This window comes from Microbulbifer mixtoriginis (SeqCode), assembly GCF_052467705.1.
Map to the genome: position 1 here is coordinate 1935048 of NZ_CP174322.1, position 16896 is coordinate 1951943.

Sequence of the window (16896 nt, forward strand, 5' to 3'; positions counted from 1 at the left end):
GTATATAGTGGGCCTCTGATTTTTTTCACAAAGGCCCAGTGGCTGGTTGCTATTTTAATTGAGAGGGGCTTCCTGAGTACCCCTTGCAAAGGAGCCGTGCTCGAGATAATGGAGTACCTGCGCAATAACCTTTTTGTCCTTCATCATGAAGACATGGGTGACTGGCATTTCCAAGTGATCATTCATGCCTTCCAGCTTGGTACTGGCAACCGAGACTTTTCCGTCATCAGTCTCAGGGATTAGTCGTGACAGTATCAGGTTGATACTGCGAGTACCCGCAATAATACCCACATCAAAATTAGCGCTGCCTAGTTTATTGGGAATGCTCAGCTCGCCTGTACCTAGTTGTAGGCCGGCATCTCCAAAGGCAAATTCAAACCCTGGGAAACTACCGAGCTTATCCACCACCTCACTGCCCTTATTGGGAGGGCCCAGCATAACCACGCGGTTGAGGTTCTCAATCTTAACCTGGCTCAGATACTGGCGAACCAATATGCCCCCCATGGAGTGGGTAACAAAATTGATTTCGGTCTGTCCTGCGCAATGATCCAGTGCCGGGGCTATGGCCCTGCCGGCCAGTTCCTCAATGGGGAAGCGGGTAGAGGGGTAATCCACATTGACGGTCTTGTAGCCGGCGGCACTAATCGCTTGCTCCAGCTTTGTCATGGAACTATCCGATTTGGCCAGGCCGTGAAGCAATATTACACAGGCCGAGTGGGCGTTTACTGATAGTGCGCCCACGAATACAGACCCAAGGCATAGCGATAGGGTGAGAAAAAACTTCTTCATTGATTTTCTTTCAGCAGTGGCTCTCGTGGCTGCAGTATGCTGCGGGGCCTGTAAAAATCCAAGATGCTCGCTCAATGAGGAGGGGAGCATCATTGAATGAGTACCGCTTAGTCATCTAATACGTTGGCGCAGTAATTCGGCCATGCGTTCGGGTTTGTCCGGGGTGATGACCAGAGTTTTACCGGGGAAATATAAAACAACAGCTTTCTCTTGATCCGTGACGAAGGCCCGATAACGACCCAGTTGCTGGTTTTGGAAGAGCCCGATGTAGCCAAAGAGGCCGGAGTTGCCAAAGATGCGGACCGATCCTTGCATGGCTGTTGGGTCGACTTTGACCTCCTGCAAGCCTTCTAGGGAGATGGAGGTTCTCCAGCCTGGCCTTAGTATCTGCAGGCAGTCGTTGGCGAGGGTATAACCGCGGATGGCAAACACGGCACCTAGTAGCAAAATGACCGCTGGCAGGGCAATAGCAACGCTATAGAGGAGGGAAGGGCTTTGCTGGGATTTTGCTATCAGCACGAAGGGGATTGCCAAAAGTAGAAAAGCACTCAGTGCGCTGATTATTTTCAGTTGGCGGCTCCAGGGGGCTTGAAAAACAACAAGAGGCATAAATTACTCAATAAGTAATGGACAGTTTGAATGTCTCAATCATAGTGCTGATGGAATCGGCTTGGCAAAGTCGCAGTCTATGTAATTGGCCCTTTATAAAAGGAGAGGCTAAATAGATTTAGCGCGGCTTAGGTTTTCAAAAATAGATTTTGAGCAACATCGATTTTCACAATGGATTAACTATGGCGAATCGGATTGAAGAGCGAGATAGCACGTCAGCCCTTGTGGTAGAGGGTGGCGCTATGCGCGGAATTTTTGCAGCCGGAGTCTTAGATGCTTTTATCGAGGTGGATTTTTGCCCCTTTGACTTCGCTATTGGCGTTTCTGCGGGGTCAACCAACCTGATTGGCTACCTGGCGGGAGACCATGGCCGCAGCCGCCAGATTTTACTTGACCATGCTACGCGCGCGGACTTTATTGACTGGCGGCGCTATTTGCGAGGGGGGCACTTTTGCGATATCAGTTGGTTATGGCATGCCTCTTACAATGATGTCCCTCTGAATATTGAGCGCTATACGGAAAATGGCGTGCCTCTCTATGCGGTGACAACTAGCATCAACAGCGGGCAGCCCCATTACGTATGCGTCACGCCCGAGAATATGCATGAAGTGTTCCCTGCATCCTGCGCTATCCCCATGGCTTACCGGGAGTTCCCTCCTGTTGCTGGGGAACCAATGACCGACGGTGGCCTGGCTGACTCAATCCCGGTTATTCGAGCATACGAGCAGGGGGCGCGGGATATTACTGTGATTCTGTCTCGCCCACTGGGTTATAGAAAACCAGTGGGTTCAGCCCCTAAGTTCATCAAGCAGTTTTTCCACGATCATGCCCGCCTGTTTGAAGCGGTCTTGGAGCGCGGAGAGCGCTACAACCGCGCCTTAGACTTTATCCAGACGCCACCACCGGATTGCCGGGTGTCAGTGATAGCGCCTCCTGCGGACTTTCCCGTTAAGCGTTTCACTCAGGAGGTTGAGTTGCTGGAGAAAGGGTATCTGGTTGGCAGTGAGCTGGGTCGAAGCTTCCTGAGAAATGCAGGGGATAAGTTGCCGCCAATAGGACCTGACAGCCGGTAAAGGGTCACCACTAGGGTGGCAGCTGCATGTATGCCAGTAAGGCTGGGGGGGCGTGTTGGCTAGAGGCTTCACTGGAGTTTGCCCAGTATTGGCATTTACTTCTTCTTTGACCTGTAGGAGTCTTGTGTGAGGGGGGGAGAATGTTGCTAACCTAAGGAACCTTTGAATTTTCATAGTGTTTCTGCCGGCTTGAAGGGTTGACTGGCTCGGGTTTATTAAGTTGCCCCTTCTTGCCGTGATGGGATGAGTTGTAGGGCTATAAGGAGAATGGTTCTGTGACTCGTGGGATTCCAAGCAAAATTTTGAATAACAAACTTAAGGTAAAGGAGTAGATAATGAACGGAAAGTGCCTCTGCGGCGCTGTTGAGTTTCAGCTGGAAGAGCCGCTGCCCGGTCTCTATCAATGCCACTGCTCACTCTGCCGCAAGTTAAGTGGTTCCGCATCAGATACCGCATTATTCATCAGTCGTGAACAGTTTCGCTGGGTGCGTGGATTGGACAAAATTTCCTCTTATCGAAAACCTACCGGTTTCCGTTCTGACTTTTGTAGTGAATGTGGCAGCTCTGTTCCTCACCTGATGAGTAATACTACGCACTTTTGGGTGCCGGCTGGACTACTAGACGGAGAGTTTCGCGGTAAGGTGATGGCCCACTTACACGTTGATTCTAAAGCGTACTGGGATGAGATTGGTGGTCAGGCCGAGCATTTTGCGGAGATGCCTGAAATGGATGAGCTGAGTAGACTGCTGCACGAAGTGATCGAAAGAGAAGAGGGTGAGTTACTGGAAAGTTGAGGCGTAGCAAACTCTAAAAAGCCTCTAGGCAATTCTACTTTCCTCAATCTCTGTTGATTATTGGCGCATACAAAAAAGCCCCGCTCTTGCGAGCAGGGCTTTTTTGTATATGGCGGACCGGACGGGACTCGAACCCGCGACCTCCGGCGTGACAGGCCGGCATTCTAACCAACTGAACTACCGGTCCGCATTCCTGCTTCTCTTGATGGCTCTTGCCTGGCAAGAGTAAGAGAAGTGGTGGGTGGTACAGGGGTCGAACCTGTGACCTACGGCTTGTAAGGCCGTCGCTCTCCCAACTGAGCTAACCACCCCGTGTCAGGAGCTGCGTATCTTAATGATTTTTTATCTGTGGTAAATAGCTTTAACAAAAAAAATTAAATAAAAATTTATTTAGATCGAAAAATCATCAATTCTCAATTATTTTTTTTAATTTACCTTTTAGCTGAATGTTTTTCCGGCAGATAAAGAGCTGTTCTGTCTTTGCTGGTCGTCGGTAAAAAATAAATCTAAAGAATATTTCGGTGTGGACTGGCAGATTATTTCATCGGGTGAAGTGATTGATTTGTGTGGTCCACAAAGGAAGCTTTTGGTAAGAATTTACTTCGATGAGGTTTTCTGTAGCAGGCTGGCGACCACTCAGACTTGCGCCGTCCCTTTAACGGGTTGCCGGATATAGTTTCGAAATTTAATTAATTTTTTAACAAAAATTTCTTTGAGCTGCTTTTGGGATCGGAGCATATACAAAAAAGCCCCGCTCTTACGAGCAGGGCTTTTTTGTATATGGCGGACCGGACGGGACTCGAACCCGCGACCTCCGGCGTGACAGGCCGGCATTCTAACCAACTGAACTACCGGTCCGCATTCCTGCTTCTCTTGATGGCTCTTGCCTGGCAAGAATAAGAGAAGTGGTGGGTGGTACAGGGGTCGAACCTGTGACCTACGGCTTGTAAGGCCGTCGCTCTCCCAACTGAGCTAACCACCCCGTGTCAGGAGCTGCGTATCTTAATGATATTTTTTTAGCGGTCAACAACTACGGCAAAAAAATTCTAAAAACTTGATTTAGGATAAAAAAACATCAGTTAGGTGGTGGATTTTCTTCCAGAGTTTTATCCGCTGAATTTATTTTACTTAAAAATAACTTGCTGGTTTTTTATCCTGCTGACAATTAAATGGTACTGAAAGAAATCCGTTTCGGGTTGGGAATTGCTGGTTGCCTTGTTACTGGCGATTGAAATTGTGTGCACGTGAGGCTGGTAATAATGGTTGTGCGGGGGGGGATTTTTTACTGCCGTGTATTGTTGTTAATTGCTTGTGTTGCTGCAGGTGGGTGTTGGGTGTGGCGCAGGAGTTTGGGGGAAGGAGTTTTACAGGATGTTAATGTCTGCACATACAAAAAAGCCCTGCTCTTGCGAGCAGGGCTTTTTTGTATGTGGCGGACCGGACGGGACTCGAACCCGCGACCTCCGGCGTGACAGGCCGGCATTCTAACCAACTGAACTACCGGTCCGCATTCCTGCTTCTCTTGGTGGCTCTTGCCTGGCAAGAGTAAGAGAAGTGGTGGGTGGTACAGGGGTCGAACCTGTGACCTACGGCTTGTAAGGCCGTCGCTCTCCCAACTGAGCTAACCACCCCGTGTCAGGAGCTGCGTATCTTAATGATATTCTTTGCGGCGTCAACGCCTTTTTTGATTTTTTTTTTGTCTTTCAATGAGTTAAGGCGTTTAAGAACGAGATGGTGGGCGTGTCCGGCAAGTGGCGACACTGTTATAATCGCGTAAATTTCCAGGGTGTGAGCGTGGAGTAAGCCGTGAAACAGATGAGCTGGTTGGGGCAATTTCTACTTGCGTTTGGCCTCTTGTGCCTATCCGTAGTGGCACAGGCGGTGGTGGAGACGGAGAAGTTGTCCTCTCCGGAACTGGAGGCGCGCTACCGGGTGCTGATCGAAGAAATGCGTTGTCCAAAATGCCAGAACCAGAACCTGGCCGACTCGGATGCGTCGATTTCCGCAGATTTGCGGCGGGAAATTCGCCGGCTACTGGAAGAGGGTTTTACAGACAAAGAAATTACCGACTACATGGTGGCCCGCTATGGGGACTTTGTTCTCTACAGGCCCCCTGTACAGCGCAATACTCTGGCACTTTGGCTGGCTCCCGGCATCTTTGCCTTGGTGGGGCTACTGGCTTTGATTGTGATTGTGGTGCGTTCTCGCAGTGGCACTGGTGCCAGTCAGGACGATGACTCTGGAGAATTGACTGCAGAAGAGAGGCGCCGTCTGAAAAAACTGCTAGGTGATGACCTGGACGATTTGACTGACCCTGGGAAGAAGAGCAAATGACTGATATTTGGTTTGGTTTAGCGATCCTGTTATTGCTGTTGGCATTTATCTTCCTTTTACCGGGATTGCGTGGAGCCGGTGCCCGGCGTTCCGGTGGAGATAAGCGTGAAGCCCTGGCGCAGCTGTATCGAGAGCGCACGCGAGAGCTTCGCGCAGCGGTGCAAAGTGGCGCTATGGATGAGCGGCAATTTGCCCAGCTGGAAGCGGAGATGGCACGCGAATTATTGAGTGCCAAAGAAGAAGTGAATGCCGTAACCCCCTCGAGTAAAGGCTCCGGGTTGCTGATTGGTCTGGCCGTTCTTGTGCCTGCGATTGCAGTTGGGGCCTATGTCTTTTCTGAGCGCCCCCAGGAAGTATCTCTGTACCGTGAAATGTTGGCCAGTCAGCAGGGGCAAACAGACTCCTCAGCTGAAGAGCGCATCACTCAGCAGTTAAAGCAGCGGGCAGAAACTCACCCTGAGGATTTGAGTAGTCGCTTTGTTCTGGCTCAACGGCTTCTGGTCACTGGTGATATCGCCGGAGCGGTAGAGGCCTATCGCTATGTGCTGGCACGCGAACCCGAGGCAGTTATGGTTAAGGCCGAGCTGGCGCAAGCGTTATTTTTTGCGGGCGGCTCTAAAATAACGGATGAAATTCGCACTCTGGTCGATCAGGTGCTAGAGGCCCAGCCCAGCAATGGGACAGCATTAGGCTTGGCGGGAATTGCAGCCTATGAGGACAAGGATTACCGCAAGGCGCGTGATCATTGGCAGGGTGCCCTTGCGCAGCTGGCTCCAGGGTCTGCGGCGGCAGAGGCATTGGCGGCGGGTGTTGCCCGCGCCGAAAAGGCCCTGGGCGAAGATGGTAAAGATGGTGCGGTTGAGATAGTTCAAGCCGCTGTAGAGGAAAATGCTGGAGTTGAGGGTGAGGCCGCAGCGGAAATTCGAGTGCAAGTGAGCTTGGGTGACCAAGTTAAGGCAGATCCGTCAACGCCGGTGTTCATTTATGCCCGCAGTACTGATAGCCCAATGCCTTTGGCGATTGTTCGGCTAACCGCTGGCCAGTTACCAGCCGAAGTGGTGTTGGATGAATCCCGGGCTATGATGCCAGGGCGCTCCATTTCAACCGTAGATACGGTGCAATTGGTCGCACGCTTGGCTTTGCGTGGTGACGCGCGCCCCGCGGCGGGCGATTGGCAGGGCTCTATCAAGACCCTACCTAAATCCAGCTGGAGTGAGTCGCAGTCTATCGTTATTGACCGGGAGCTTTAGGCCCTATTCAAGCGGCAGGCTGCAGTGTTCAGGAGAGTGCTGCGGCCTGAGAACTATTTGGCGCCTGGGCGGTCACAGCCGCACTGGTAGAAATAGATTTTGTTTTGCCACTGGTGATGATTTTGTGCCGCTTGAAATGTTGGCATTGGGTACCAGTTAAAGCCATTGCGCGATCTTGACTTGACCACTGGCCATTCCGGCCGATAATCCGCGTGAAAAGATACTGTGAAAAGCCGCGCTGAAAGCCCCGGTGGCGCCATGTACAATTGAGTGCTTGGTGATCGGGCCGGCAAAGATAAAAATACCGAGTTTAAGAATACATGCGTCTGAAGTGCATCAAGCTTGCGGGTTTCAAATCCTTTGTTGACCCCACCACTGTTTATTTCCCGACAAACCTCAACTCGGTGGTTGGCCCTAACGGCTGTGGTAAATCGAATACGATCGATGCTGTGCGCTGGGTAATGGGTGAGTCGTCCGCAAAAAATCTGCGCGGCGACTCTATGACAGACGTTATCTTTAATGGCTCCAGTGGTCGTAAACCTGTAGGCCAGGCCTCTATTGAACTGGTATTTGATAATTCTGCCGGCAAATTAACTGGCGCCTACGCCGCATTCTCCGAAGTTTCGGTAAAACGTAAGGTCACGCGCGAAGGCCAGAATAACTATTACCTAAATGGGGAGAAGTGCCGTCGCCGCGATGTAACTGATCTGTTCCTGGGGACCGGTCTCGGTCCGCGTAGTTATGCGATTATCGAACAGGGCATGATTTCCAAGCTGATTGAGGCCAAGCCCGAGGAACTCAGGGTCTATATCGAAGAGGCTGCAGGCATTTCCAAATACAAGGAGCGGCGGCGGGATACGGAAAACCGTATGCGCCGTACTTCGGAAAACCTGGAGCGTCTCACCGACATTCGCGATGAACTGGATCGGCAATTGTCTCGCTTGGAGCGACAGTCCGCCGCGGCAGAAAAATACAGCCGCTTTAAAGAGGAAGAGCGCAGCCACAAGGCAAATTTGCAAGCCCTAAAATACCGCGAACTCAATGAGCAGGCTGTCGCCAAGCAGCAACAGATTGGCGAACTGGAGCTTACCGTTGAGGAGTTGGTAACCCGGCAGGTGAACTGTGATACCGGCATTGAGCAAAAGCGCGTTGGCTATCACGAGTTGTCCGATGGTTTTAATGAAGTGCAGGGGCGCTTCTACGCGGTGGGTGCGGACATTGCCCGCCTGGAGCAGAGTATCGCCCATGCCCGCGAGCGCTCCACTCGCCTGCATTCCGATTTGGCCCAGACCGAGCAGGAGTTCCGCGAAGCAGAGACCAACCTGGAAGTAGATCGCGAGAAGGCAGCCCAGTTTGAGGAAGAGCTAGAAGTAATTGTTCCAGATCTGGAAATGGTGCTCGCCGCAGAGGAAGATTCCGCCAACGGACTACTCGAAGCCGAAGAGCAGATGCGCAACTGGCAAAACGAGTGGGATCAGTTTAATCAGGGGGCTTCTGGCTCTCGCCAGAAAGCAGAGGTGCAGCAGTCTCGCATCCAACATCTGGAGACTTCCGGGCAGCGACTACTGGAGCGGATTAACAAGCTTACCGCAGAGCAGTCCAGCCTTCAGGTTTCCGAGGATGATGAGGAAACCCAACAGTTAAATGAACAGCTTGCCGAGCTGGAAATGCAGGTACAGGAGCGTCGCGAGGAAGCTGCCGAGCGGACAGAATCCCTGAAGGAAATACGCAGTCGCGAGCGGGAGCTGGCGACAGAGCTGGACCAGCTGCGCCTGCAGTTGCAAACCAGCCGGGGCCGCCAAGCTTCTCTTGAGGCGCTGCAACAGGCTGCGTTGGGGCAGGGCAAAGCGGTGGAAAATTGGCTGCAGCAGCAATCCCTGAGCGATCGCCCACGCCTGGCTGACCAAATTCAGGCACAAGCGGGCTGGGAAACAGCGGTGGAAACCGTTCTCGGTCAACAGTTACAGGCGGTCTGCGTCGAGCGGTTGGAAAGTCTGACTGAGAGCTTGGAGCAGCTGCAAAATGGCCAGGCTGTCTTTATCGATGGCACCGTGATGGGAGCAGCGACCGTTGGGCAGCTGCCCACGTTGGCAAGCGTTGTACAGGGGCCGTCCTCTCTTACCGGTCTGCTCGCCGGCATCTATACCGCAGACACTCTCAATGAAGCGCTGGCACAGCGCACTGGCCTGCAACCCCATGAGTCTATTGTGACACGGGATGGGCTCTGGCTGGGTCCTAACTGGTTGCGAGTGAGCCGTGCCAGCGATGCCGAGACTGGGGTGCTCGCCCGCAAGCAGGATCTGGAAACACTGTCCGCAGAGATATCCCTGTGCGAAGAGCAGATTGAGCAGTGCAGTGAGCAGCGTGAATCTCTGCGCGAACAAGTGACCGGTGTTGAGCGGGCGATTGAACAAGCCCGCAACGACTCCGAGCAGCTCGGGCGGCGCGAAGCCGAATTACGCAGCCAGCTCTCTGCCCGCCGCGCCCGCGTAGAGCAGATGAGTGAGCGCCGCAATAGCATCGAGCAGGAAATTTCCGAGGTGCGTGAGCAGCAGGAAATCGAAGGTGAGTCGCTTTCTGAGGCGCGCCTGATGCTGCAGGAAGCTGTGGAGGCCATGAGCGATGACACCGATCGTCGCGAAATGCTGATGGAGCGGCGCGAAGCCCTGCGCGAAGCCCTGGATGCCGCCAGACAGCGTGCTCGCGAGGACAAGGATCGCGCCCATGAGCTGGCTATGCGCGAACAGTCGGTGCGCACTCAGATGGTTTCTCTGGAGCGCACATTGCAAGTGATGGGTGAGCAGTTGGAGCGCTTGCGTAGCCGCCGAGCCCAGCTGCAGGAGCAGATGGCTGAAACCCAGGACCCCTCCCAGGATTTCCAAATGGAGCTGGAGGAGAAGCTGGGTGAGCGTATTGAGGTGGAAACGGAGCTGGCTGAAGCCCGCAAAAAACTCGAAGAGGTGGAGACGGGGCTGCGTGAACAGGAACAGGAGCGGCACAAAGTAGAGGCGGCTTTACAGGGGGTGCGTGCCCAGCTGGAGCAGGAACGTCTCTCCGCACAAACCCTCGAAGTGCAGCGCAACGGCCTGGTAGAACAGCTGCGCGAAGACGAACATGATTTGGATCAGCTGCTCGAACAGCTACCCGGGGACTTGACGATTCCCCAGGTGCAGGAAGATCTGGAGTTGGTAGCCGCGCGTATCTCACGTTTGGGCCCGATCAACCTCGCCGCTATTGATGAATACAAACAGGAGTCTGAGCGTAAACATTATTTGGATCGCCAGTATGGTGACCTGATGGAGGCGCTGGAGACTCTGGAAAATGCAATTAAGAAAATCGACAAAGAGACGAGAAGCCGCTTTAAGGAGACCTTCGATCAGGTCAATGCGGGCTTGCAGGAACTCTTCCCGAAAGTTTTTGGGGGCGGTAACGCCTATCTGGAGCTGACTGGCGAGGACCTGCTCGATACTGGGATCGCGATCATGGCGCGCCCGCCGGGCAAGCGCAACAGCACGATTCACTTACTCTCCGGTGGGGAAAAAGCGCTGACGGCAATCGCTCTGGTATTCTCTATTTTCCGCTTGAATCCAGCACCTTTCTGTATGCTGGACGAAGTGGATGCTCCTCTCGATGACGCTAACGTAGGTCGCTACGCACGAATGGTTAAAGAAATGTCAGAACACGTTCAGTTCATCTATATTACCCACAACAAGATTGCGATGGAGATGGCGGATCAGCTGTTAGGTGTGACCATGCATGAGCCGGGTGTCTCTCGCCTGGTATCGGTGAATGTAGAAGAAGCAGCTGAGCTGGCTTCTGCATAAGGCGTAAAAGGAGGAGCGCTTAAATGGATAACTGGCTGGTTACGATCCTCGTGGTAGTGCTGCTTGTAGTGGTGCTGGACGGCGTACGCCGCGCAATTTTACGGCAGAAAGCCGCGGTGAAGGTATCGCGGAATCTGTCCAAAGCGATGCAATCCGAAGTGGGGGGTGATGCGGACCCCCTTGTGCAGGAACCGGCTCGCCCGCCTGAAACAAGTGGGACCCCCGGAGATTCCCAGGAAGAGACAAAGCCGCGACCGGCAACCAGTGAATTGCCGGGTCAGGTGCGTGTTGTGCAGAGGCGTGCTATGGAAGATGCACTGCATGTGAACCGCCAAGTGCAGGAGAGCTTTATTTCCTCGCGCAAGCCCCTCGCAGGCAGTGCACCGCAGCGCAACGCCCATGAGCAGGGGGTGCTGGACCTGGAGGAGCAGGTGCCCACTTTGATGGACTCTGTGGGCGAGGAGCAGCGCTTTGAGCCGGCGCTGGATGAGTCTGAGAGCTTCAATGCGCTCACCGAAGAGAGGGCAGAGCCCATATCCCCGCGGGATGAGCCCCAAGCCCGCGAAGCCGATACGGTTGTGTCGCCAAGCAAAGAATCCGCTGTAGAAAAAAGCTCGGTCCGCGATGAAGTGCTGGTTATTAATGTGATGGCACCCGAAGGCGATTACTTTGAGGGCAACGATCTTCTGCGGGTAATGGTGGCCTCTGGTATGCGTTTTGGAGAGATGAATATCTTCCATTACCACGAGGGAGGCGGTGCCGATGGTGCGGTGATATTTAGCCTGGCCAATATTGTAGTGCCGGGTGTTTTTGACCTGGCACAAATGGAGGAGTTTGCCACCCCGGGGGTCAGTATGTTCCTGGCGTTGCCGATTGAGGGCGAGGCGATTCAGGCATTCAATCAAATGCTTTCCACCGCCTACAAAATTGCCGAGTTGCTCGGGGGCGAGTTGAAAGATGAAAATCGCAGTGTTTTCACTGCCCAGACTGCTGAGCACTATCGTCAGCGTGTCGTGGAGTATCAGCGTCGCAGGGCCCTGAGTAAGGCGCAAGGCTGATAACCTGCAACACTATTTGTTCGCATAGTTTTACAATTCTTACTTTGTAACAACGCGGCCCCAGGCCGCGGTTGAGCCTGAGGGCTTTTCCGCGAGCTGGGGCCGTTGTTGCATTTGAGTTTAATTTTTTTGATTTATTTTCACTCGAACTGTCGATGACCAAACAATCCATACCTCAGTCAATACGCGAGCGAGTAGAGGCTTTGCACGAGCTGCTCCTAAAAGCTAATTATCAATATTATGTGCTGGATAATCCGGAATTACCGGATGTGGAGTACGATCGCCGCCTAAGAGAGTTGCAGGATATAGAGCAACAATACCCAGAGTTGCTGAGCCCGGATTCGCCTACCCAACGGGTCGGCGCAGAGCCGCTATCCTCCTTTTCGGAAGTGCGCCACGAAGTGCCCATGCTTTCTCTGGATAATGCCTTTAGCGATGAGGAGCTGCTGGAATTTGATCGTCGGGTGAGAGACCGCCTGAATAGCAAGGGCGCAATCGAATATGCCTGTGAGCCTAAGTTGGATGGTATCGCTATCAGTCTGCTCTACCGCGATGGCATTTTGGAGCGTGCGGCGACCCGCGGAGATGGCACCACTGGCGAAGATATTACCCAGAATGTACGCACTGTGGGGTCGGTACCACTGCGTCTGCGTCAAGAGAAGGGGGTCACAGCGTATCCGACAGTACTGGAGGTGCGCGGTGAAATCTATATGCCCAAGGCGGGCTTTGCCGAGTTAAATCGCAAGGCTGCCGCCGCGGGCGAGAAGCTGTTCGTCAATCCTCGCAATGCGGCGGCAGGCAGTCTTAGACAGCTCGATTCCCGCATTACCGCGCAGCGCCCGCTTGAGCTTTGTGTCTATGGTACTGGGCTGGTCGAGGGGGCCTCTCTGCCGGAAGAGCATCTGGCAACGCTCGAGTTACTGGGGCAGTGGGGATTTCGGGTGAATAGCGAAATGCGTTTGGCGGCGGATATTCAGGCCTGCATCGAATACCACCGCGAGCTCGGCAATAAACGCGAGGGCTTACCCTACGATATCGATGGCATTGTGTTTAAGGTCAATAGTATCCCTCTGCAGCGCCGTTTGGGCTTTGTTGCCCGGGCGCCGCGCTGGGCCATGGCCTATAAATTTCCCGCTCAAGAAGAAATGACCGAGCTTCTGGATGTGGAGTTCCAGGTGGGACGCACTGGGGCAGTGACCCCAGTGGCACGCCTTAAGCCGGTGTTTGTGGGCGGGGTAACCGTCTCCAATGCGACTTTGCACAATCGCGATGAAATCCAGCGCCTCGGTGTGATGATCGGCGATACCGTGGTAATTCGCCGTGCTGGGGATGTGATTCCCCAGGTGGTTTCGGTTGTGGAGAGTAAGCGCCCGAAAGATGCCCGTGTAATTGAATTTCCAGCGCACTGCCCGGTGTGTGATTCGCCGGTAGAATCCACTCCCGGGGAAGCCGTTGCCCGTTGCAGTGGTGGTTTGATTTGTAGCGCTCAGCGTAAGCAGGCGATCAAGCACTTCGCTTCGCGTAAGGCGATGGATATCGATGGCCTGGGGGACAAATTAGTAGAGCAGTTGGTGGATGAGGGGCTGCTGCACTCGGTTTCCGGCCTCTACCACCTCGACCTCGAGCAGGTTGCCGGGCTCGAGCGCATGGGACAGAAATCTGCACAAAATCTACTCGATGCCTTGGAGCGCAGCAAAGATACAACCCTGCCCAAATTCCTTTATGCCCTGGGTATTCGCGAGGTGGGAGAGGCGACTGCGCGTAACCTAGCTCGCCATTTCGGCTCCCTGGAGGTATTGATGGCGGCCAGTGAAGAGGCACTACAGGAGGTGGAAGACGTGGGGCCCGTTGTTGCCCATTTTGTTGCCGAGTTCTTCCAGCAATCCCACGCCCAGGAGGAGATCGAAGCCTTGCGCCAAGCGGGTGTGCACTGGGTGGTGGAAGAAGTCGCAGCAGAGGAGCAACCCCTAGCGGGCCAGACCTGGGTGCTGACTGGAAAATTGGAAACGCTGTCACGCAGCGAGGCCAAGGATTACCTGCAACGTCTCGGTGCCAAGGTGGCTGGTAGTGTCTCTGCAAAAACGCACCATGTAGTGGCGGGCCCCGGTGCCGGTTCAAAATTGAACAAGGCACGGGAGTTGGACATTCCGGTGATGGATGAAGAGGGTCTGATGGATATGTTGCGCCAACGGGGATTTGAAATTTAATCTGTCGCTGCGGGCACTGTGAATTGGTGCTCGCGCCTCCCGTTAAATCTCACAAGTAATTTATAAAAAAATTGGCGATGATTATGGTAATGCCAATGATCACCCGTGGAGTTATGGCTTTCTGGTCGCTTCGCCGTTAAAGTGCATCTCCTAGATCTTTTTTGCCCTGGGTACCTGATGTCCGGTGGCGCTGCGGTAAGGAAAGGAATTAATGCTTCAGGGCGATCAGGAATCCATAGTCTACGGTTGTATCAAAGACAGCAATAGCCTTGCCGGAGGTAGCGAACGCCGTCGCATTAACCGCAATGCGGTACTCGCTCTGCCCAGTGCCGACGAGTGGCCCTTTCTCTGTCGCGATATGTTTTCTATTCCCACCATTAAAATGAAGCAATCCCAATACCAAACGGATGTGATCCACTTTGGTGCCTCCTATCGTGCGGTAGAGTATGAATGGGATATGTGGATTCAGAAGTTTGAGGAATTGTTGAGAAGCATGTACTGGGTGTCCGCCACTGTACACTTGGAAACCGAGCTTTCTGGAGTGCATTCCTTTAGTTGGGAGGCTGCTGGCCTCTATCATGAACCCGGAAGTGGTGACATGCAGGTACGCTGTGAATGGACCCAGGAGGGGCGGGTGAGTGTCTAACTTGGCAAGCTCACTCTGCGCCTCAATCCCCGGTATCTTGGGTCTTTTCTTTTAGCTCTTAATACTTCCTTCTTTCAGAGGCTTCCTCTGCCTAAGGCTTTTCGCGAGGCGTCAGTCACAGATTTTGGCGCTCACCTTCGGTTCGGCAACTATATTCCCTGGAACCCCCTTTCAGTGGGACTTTGGTCTGGTAAAGTGCTGTTTGCCACCCCGCCGCAGAATGTGGGGTTGGTGGGCTGTTCAGCCAGATGATAAGAATTGGCGTCGTAGGCGCCTTATCAGGAAGCAAAGATTATGATCAAAGTGAACTCTCTACTTTTCGCCAGTGCCTTGATGTTGTCGCCGCTGTTACAAGCTGCGGAACACGGCAGCAAGACCGAAGCTGCGGAAAAGGCCCCGCAGCAAACCAAGCTCTATATTATCTCCCCGAAAGATGGCGAGAAGGTGCCACAGACTTTCACTGTGAAATTTGGCCTGTCTGGCATGGGTGTGGCTCCGGCGGGTGTAGAGCGTGAAAATACCGGCCACCACCACCTGCTGATTGATGTGGATGATATGCCGGACCTGAGTAAACCCCTGCCCGCGACTGAAAATATCATTCACTTTGGTGGTGGTCAGACAGAGACACAAGTCACCTTGCCGCCCGGTAAACATACGCTACAACTGGTGCTGGGCAACTATATGCATGTGCCCCACAAGAATCCGGTGGTATCGAAAAAGATTACCGTTGTAGTCGAGTAGATCCCGGGCAATTCCACATTTCTGAACGGTGCACAGGAGTGCACCCTGAGGGACACAAATGGGCGATAAATTCCGCATTGAAAAGGACAGTCTCGGCGAAATCCAAGTGCCACAGGAGGCGCTTTACGGGGCACAGACCCAGCGTGCCGTAGAGAACTTCCCTGTCAGTGGCAAGCCCCTACCCGCTGAATTTCTCCGGGCCATAGTGCTGATTAAAAAGTCTGCTGCCGAGGCCAACAGGGATCTGGGCTTGCTGGATAAGGCGAGGGCGACAGCGATTATCGACGCCTGTGATCGACTTGGCGATGAGGAGTTTGCGCGCCATTTTCCTGTGGATATTTACCAAACTGGTTCCGGCACCAGTTCAAATATGAATGTGAACGAGGTGTTGGCGCACCTCGCTGCAGAGGGCAATGGCTTGTCTATTAGCCCCAATGATCATGTCAATATGAGTCAAAGCAGTAATGACGTGATTCCCACGGCGATACATGTATCGGCTCTGCTGGCAGTGCGCGACAAGTTGCTGCCGGCGTTGCGTAATCTTCATACCGGAATATGCAATAAGAGCGTCGAGCTGGAGAGCGTGGTCAAGACAGGCCGAACCCATCTGATGGATGCTGTTCCTATCACTATGGCGCAGGAGCTGAGTGGTTGGGCGGCACAGGTTGAAGCTGGTCGAGAGCGCATCCGTGGCTGTATGCCGCGCCTGGCACAGTTGGCCCAAGGCGGCACGGCGGTGGGTACTGGTCTCAATGCCCACGCTGACTTTGCCGAGCTTTTTGCGCAAAAGTTGAGTGCACACACTTCTCAGCAATTCCGCCCAGCGGAGAATTTTTTTGAGGCGATTTCCAGCCAGGATACTTCAGTGGAGCTGTCTGGGCAGCTCAAGGTTTTGGCTGTATCCATGATGAAGATTGCCAATGACTTGCGTTGGATGAACAGTGGTCCCTTGGCAGGTCTCAAGGAGATTGAGCTCAAAGCCCTGCAGCCGGGCAGCAGTATTATGCCCGGCAAGGTGAACCCGGTAATTGCTGAGTCTGCCGCAATGGTGGCGGCAAGGGTGATGGGTAACGACGCAACCATCACAGTGGCCGGACAAAGTGGCAATTTCCAGTTAAATGTAATGCTGCCCCTGGTGGCCAGCACATTGTTGGAGAGCGTTCACTTGCTCGCCAATGCCGCGCAGTTGCTGGCGGATCGGGCTATCGCAAGCTTTACCGTGAATCGCGCCCATATTGACGAAACCCTGGGGCGGAACCCTATCTTGGTTACCGCCCTGAATCCGGTCATCGGGTATCTGAAGGCCGCTGAAATAGCTAAAGCGGCCTATAAAAGTGGTCGTCCGGTGATGGATGTGGCGCTGGAGATGACGGATTTGGATCGCAAAACTCTTGAGGGACTGCTGGACCCGGCACATCTGGCGAAGGGAGGATTGGTGGGGGAGTAGCGACTCTTTAAATAGGGGGGGGGTTAGGCAAAGACCGCGATGCCCAGCATTATCAGGGTGACAATCAGTGTCATAAGTATCATCCAGCGGAAGAGGCTCAGCAGGGTAGCCTGATCTTCGGGTT

At 53.5% G+C, this 16896-nt stretch carries 12 protein-coding genes and 6 tRNA genes; 10 read left to right on the forward strand and 8 right to left on the reverse strand.

Going from position 1 to position 16896, the window contains the following annotated elements; genetic code table 11:
* Positions 1 to 54: 54 nt before the first annotated feature.
* Together ACJJIB_RS08670 and ACJJIB_RS08675 are read right to left on the reverse strand one after the other, a co-directional pair.
* Positions 55 to 789: an esterase/lipase family protein gene (locus ACJJIB_RS08670; RefSeq protein ID WP_444888582.1), complete on the reverse strand. Its 735-nt coding sequence runs from the start codon at positions 787 to 789 to the stop codon at positions 55 to 57.
* A gap of 111 nt (positions 790 to 900) precedes the next feature.
* Positions 901 to 1398, reverse strand: coding sequence for a PH domain-containing protein (locus ACJJIB_RS08675; RefSeq protein WP_444888583.1), 498 nt, complete (start codon positions 1396 to 1398; stop codon positions 901 to 903).
* Positions 1399 to 1580: 182 nt separating this feature from the next.
* On the opposite strand from ACJJIB_RS08675, the gene ACJJIB_RS08680 reads away from it, so the two are divergent.
* Both ACJJIB_RS08680 and ACJJIB_RS08685 read left to right on the forward strand, forming a co-directional pair.
* Positions 1581 to 2471, forward strand: a complete 891-nt coding sequence (locus ACJJIB_RS08680; protein ID WP_444888584.1) for a patatin-like phospholipase family protein — start codon at positions 1581 to 1583, stop codon at positions 2469 to 2471.
* Between the two features lie 335 nt (positions 2472 to 2806).
* Entirely contained in the window at positions 2807 to 3265 is a 459-nt protein-coding gene (locus ACJJIB_RS08685; RefSeq protein WP_252085337.1) for a GFA family protein, read from the forward strand.
* A 110-nt stretch (positions 3266 to 3375) separates the two neighbouring features.
* Here ACJJIB_RS08685 and ACJJIB_RS08690 read toward each other — a convergent pair.
* From ACJJIB_RS08690 to ACJJIB_RS08715, 6 genes are all read right to left on the reverse strand, one after another.
* Positions 3376 to 3452, reverse strand: a tRNA-Asp gene (locus ACJJIB_RS08690).
* A gap of 48 nt (positions 3453 to 3500) precedes the next feature.
* A tRNA-Val gene (locus tag ACJJIB_RS08695) sits at positions 3501 to 3576 on the reverse strand.
* 470 nt (positions 3577 to 4046) lie between these two features.
* Positions 4047 to 4123, reverse strand: a tRNA-Asp gene (locus ACJJIB_RS08700).
* A 48-nt stretch (positions 4124 to 4171) separates the two neighbouring features.
* Positions 4172 to 4247 (reverse strand) — tRNA-Val (locus ACJJIB_RS08705).
* A 448-nt stretch (positions 4248 to 4695) separates the two neighbouring features.
* Positions 4696 to 4772 (reverse strand) — tRNA-Asp (locus ACJJIB_RS08710).
* Positions 4773 to 4820: 48 nt separating this feature from the next.
* Positions 4821 to 4896 (reverse strand) — tRNA-Val (locus ACJJIB_RS08715).
* 184 nt (positions 4897 to 5080) lie between these two features.
* Between ACJJIB_RS08715 and ACJJIB_RS08720 the strand changes: the two genes are divergently transcribed.
* From ACJJIB_RS08720 to ACJJIB_RS08755, 8 genes are all read left to right on the forward strand, one after another.
* A complete protein-coding gene (locus ACJJIB_RS08720) occupies positions 5081 to 5599 on the forward strand; it encodes a cytochrome c-type biogenesis protein (RefSeq protein ID WP_444888920.1) in 519 nt (172 codons plus the stop codon).
* The gene (ccmI, locus tag ACJJIB_RS08725) at positions 5596 to 6849 is read left to right on the forward strand and encodes a c-type cytochrome biogenesis protein CcmI (RefSeq protein WP_444888585.1); all 1254 of its coding nucleotides are present in this window, start codon (positions 5596 to 5598) and stop codon (positions 6847 to 6849) included. Before ACJJIB_RS08720 ends, ccmI begins: the two co-directional genes overlap by 4 nt.
* A gap of 320 nt (positions 6850 to 7169) precedes the next feature.
* Positions 7170 to 10673, forward strand: a complete 3504-nt coding sequence (gene smc / locus ACJJIB_RS08730; protein WP_444888586.1) for a chromosome segregation protein SMC — start codon at positions 7170 to 7172, stop codon at positions 10671 to 10673.
* Between the two features lie 23 nt (positions 10674 to 10696).
* A complete protein-coding gene (gene zipA, locus ACJJIB_RS08735; RefSeq protein ID WP_444888587.1) occupies positions 10697 to 11731 on the forward strand; it encodes a cell division protein ZipA in 1035 nt (344 codons plus the stop codon).
* Positions 11732 to 11886: 155 nt separating this feature from the next.
* Positions 11887 to 13938, forward strand: coding sequence for an NAD-dependent DNA ligase LigA (gene ligA / locus ACJJIB_RS08740; protein ID WP_444888588.1), 2052 nt, complete (start codon positions 11887 to 11889; stop codon positions 13936 to 13938).
* A gap of 211 nt (positions 13939 to 14149) precedes the next feature.
* The gene (locus ACJJIB_RS08745; protein ID WP_152456343.1) at positions 14150 to 14584 is read left to right on the forward strand and encodes a hypothetical protein; all 435 of its coding nucleotides are present in this window, start codon (positions 14150 to 14152) and stop codon (positions 14582 to 14584) included.
* Positions 14585 to 14878: 294 nt separating this feature from the next.
* Entirely contained in the window at positions 14879 to 15325 is a 447-nt protein-coding gene (locus ACJJIB_RS08750; protein WP_444885444.1) for a DUF4399 domain-containing protein, read from the forward strand.
* Positions 15326 to 15383: 58 nt separating this feature from the next.
* A complete protein-coding gene (locus tag ACJJIB_RS08755) occupies positions 15384 to 16772 on the forward strand; it encodes a class II fumarate hydratase (RefSeq protein WP_444888589.1) in 1389 nt (462 codons plus the stop codon).
* Positions 16773 to 16896: the final 124 nt, after the last annotated feature.

Excerpts from the sequence above, each read along its gene's own strand:
- ACJJIB_RS08670 (WP_444888582.1), bottom strand. The coding sequence starts at position 789 with ATGAAGAAGTTTTTTCTCACCCTATCGCTATGCCTTGGGTCTGTATTC.
- ACJJIB_RS08675 (WP_444888583.1), bottom strand. The coding sequence starts at position 1,398 with ATGCCTCTTGTTGTTTTTCAAGCCCCCTGGAGCCGCCAACTGAAAATA.
- ACJJIB_RS08680 (WP_444888584.1), top strand. The coding sequence starts at position 1,581 with ATGGCGAATCGGATTGAAGAGCGAGATAGCACGTCAGCCCTTGTGGTA.
- ACJJIB_RS08685 (WP_252085337.1), top strand. The coding sequence starts at position 2,807 with ATGAACGGAAAGTGCCTCTGCGGCGCTGTTGAGTTTCAGCTGGAAGAG.
- ACJJIB_RS08720 (WP_444888920.1), top strand. The coding sequence starts at position 5,081 with ATGAGCTGGTTGGGGCAATTTCTACTTGCGTTTGGCCTCTTGTGCCTA.
- ccmI (WP_444888585.1), top strand. The coding sequence starts at position 5,596 with ATGACTGATATTTGGTTTGGTTTAGCGATCCTGTTATTGCTGTTGGCA.
- smc (WP_444888586.1), top strand. The coding sequence starts at position 7,170 with ATGCGTCTGAAGTGCATCAAGCTTGCGGGTTTCAAATCCTTTGTTGAC.
- zipA (WP_444888587.1), top strand. The coding sequence starts at position 10,697 with ATGGATAACTGGCTGGTTACGATCCTCGTGGTAGTGCTGCTTGTAGTG.
- ligA (WP_444888588.1), top strand. The coding sequence starts at position 11,887 with ATGACCAAACAATCCATACCTCAGTCAATACGCGAGCGAGTAGAGGCT.
- ACJJIB_RS08745 (WP_152456343.1), top strand. The coding sequence starts at position 14,150 with ATGCTTCAGGGCGATCAGGAATCCATAGTCTACGGTTGTATCAAAGAC.
- ACJJIB_RS08750 (WP_444885444.1), top strand. The coding sequence starts at position 14,879 with ATGATCAAAGTGAACTCTCTACTTTTCGCCAGTGCCTTGATGTTGTCG.
- ACJJIB_RS08755 (WP_444888589.1), top strand. The coding sequence starts at position 15,384 with ATGGGCGATAAATTCCGCATTGAAAAGGACAGTCTCGGCGAAATCCAA.